General features: G+C 44.8%; 3 protein-coding genes. 2 read left to right on the top strand and 1 reads right to left on the bottom strand.

All coding sequences use genetic code 11. The features are described 5' to 3' along the window. A partial coding sequence (locus tag F6K49_RS49345) for a transposase (RefSeq protein ID WP_293110076.1) occupies positions 1–380 on the top strand: 380 nt, incomplete at its 5' end. A 170-nt stretch (positions 381–550) separates the two neighbouring features. Next, on the top strand, positions 551–943 hold the full coding sequence (locus F6K49_RS49340; protein ID WP_293110074.1) for a hypothetical protein: 393 nt from the start codon (positions 551–553) through the stop codon (positions 941–943). A 215-nt stretch (positions 944–1,158) separates the two neighbouring features. Here F6K49_RS49340 and F6K49_RS49335 read toward each other — a convergent pair. Further along, on the bottom strand, positions 1,159–1,387 hold a 229-nt coding region (locus F6K49_RS49335), incomplete at its 5' end, for a hydantoinase B/oxoprolinase family protein (protein ID WP_293110072.1).

Genomic DNA, 1,387 nt, shown 5'->3' with positions numbered 1-1,387 from the left:
GGACTAGGATTAAAAATCTTAGAGCTGAACTACACAAACAAGTAGCTTCCTATTTAGCAAGGAACTACGATGTGATTGTTTTACCAACTTTTAACACATCACAAATGGTTCCACGAAAGAAGCGAAAGTTAAAGACTAAAACAGCTAGAGCGATGATGACCTGGGGATTTTATCAGTTCTCTCAAATATTGGAACACTTGTGTAACCGTTATGGTTCCAAGTTAGTGAGAATAACTGAAGAATACACATCTAAAACTTGCACAAAATGTGGCCATATTCATAGAAAACTTGGTAGTTCTAAGAATTTTTTGTGTCCACATTGCGGTTATGAGATCCCCAGAGATTTTAATGGAGCCGTCGGGATTTTCCTGTTCGCGTAGCGTCGGCTTTGCCGAAAGGCGATGTGGGATAACACCTTCCTCAATGCAGTTGGGGATGTAGTACTCAGCTTTTCTGACTCGGAAGATATCCCAGATCTCGAAGATGTCACGATTTGTCCGGGTTAAAAGTATCAGCAGTAGCTCGATTGCTCAATTTAGAGGACACAAAGATGAAAGGAATTTTCGGTGCTCTACTACCAGGACTGATCACAACCGGTTTTGTAGGCGCAACACTACTACCTGCTGCACCGGCAGCTGCTGGTGATTTACTAAGAGATATCGGTATTGGTGCTGCTGCTGGTGCGGTAGTTGGAGAATTAACTGACAACGGCTCATTGATTGGTAATAGTGCCAATGGCGCTGCTGCTGGTGCTGCTGTCAATGCTACTAAGCGCAATAGAACTAGAGCTCGCCGTAACAGTGCCGGGAGTGTAGTTCAAGATGTAGGGTTTGGCGCTGCTGCTAGTGTTGTCACTGGCGTGATCATTGATAATGGCTCCGTGGTAGATAATGCGGTCAAAGGTGCTGCTACTGGTCTAACCATTAACCTTCTAGACCGTTGAGATTTCCAAGTAGCCCATACCTTGGGATTCTTTAATCCTCGGTTACCGATGTTTGTTGGTAATCTACCTACTTAGGTCTGAACCTAAGTTAATTGTTAGGTTAGCTTTGTTTAGGATAAATGCTGCATGAATAAGGTCAGCATTTATCCTCTTGGCTTAGCCCAAATGCGATCGCGAAGCGGTTCCAAAGGAACATCGCATTCGCCTCCTACCGATTAGGATTCACTATCACCACTCTCCAAACCATATCCCCCTCCCCCAGGGGTCTCAATCACAAACACATCACCTGTATTCATTTCCACTACCCCAGTACTACCCAACTCCTCAAGCGTTCCATCCTTCCGTTCCACATAATTTTTTCCCAAAGCACCCGCTTCACCACCATTTAACCCAAAAGGCTTGACCACTCGACGTCCAGATAGAATTCCTGCGGTCATAGGTTCT

Source organism: Moorena sp. SIO3I6 (genome assembly GCF_010672095.1).
This window is presented reverse-complemented; position numbering and strand designations above follow the sequence as displayed.

Excerpts from the sequence above, each read along its gene's own strand:
- F6K49_RS49340 (WP_293110074.1), top strand. The coding sequence starts at position 551 with ATGAAAGGAATTTTCGGTGCTCTACTACCAGGACTGATCACAACCGGT.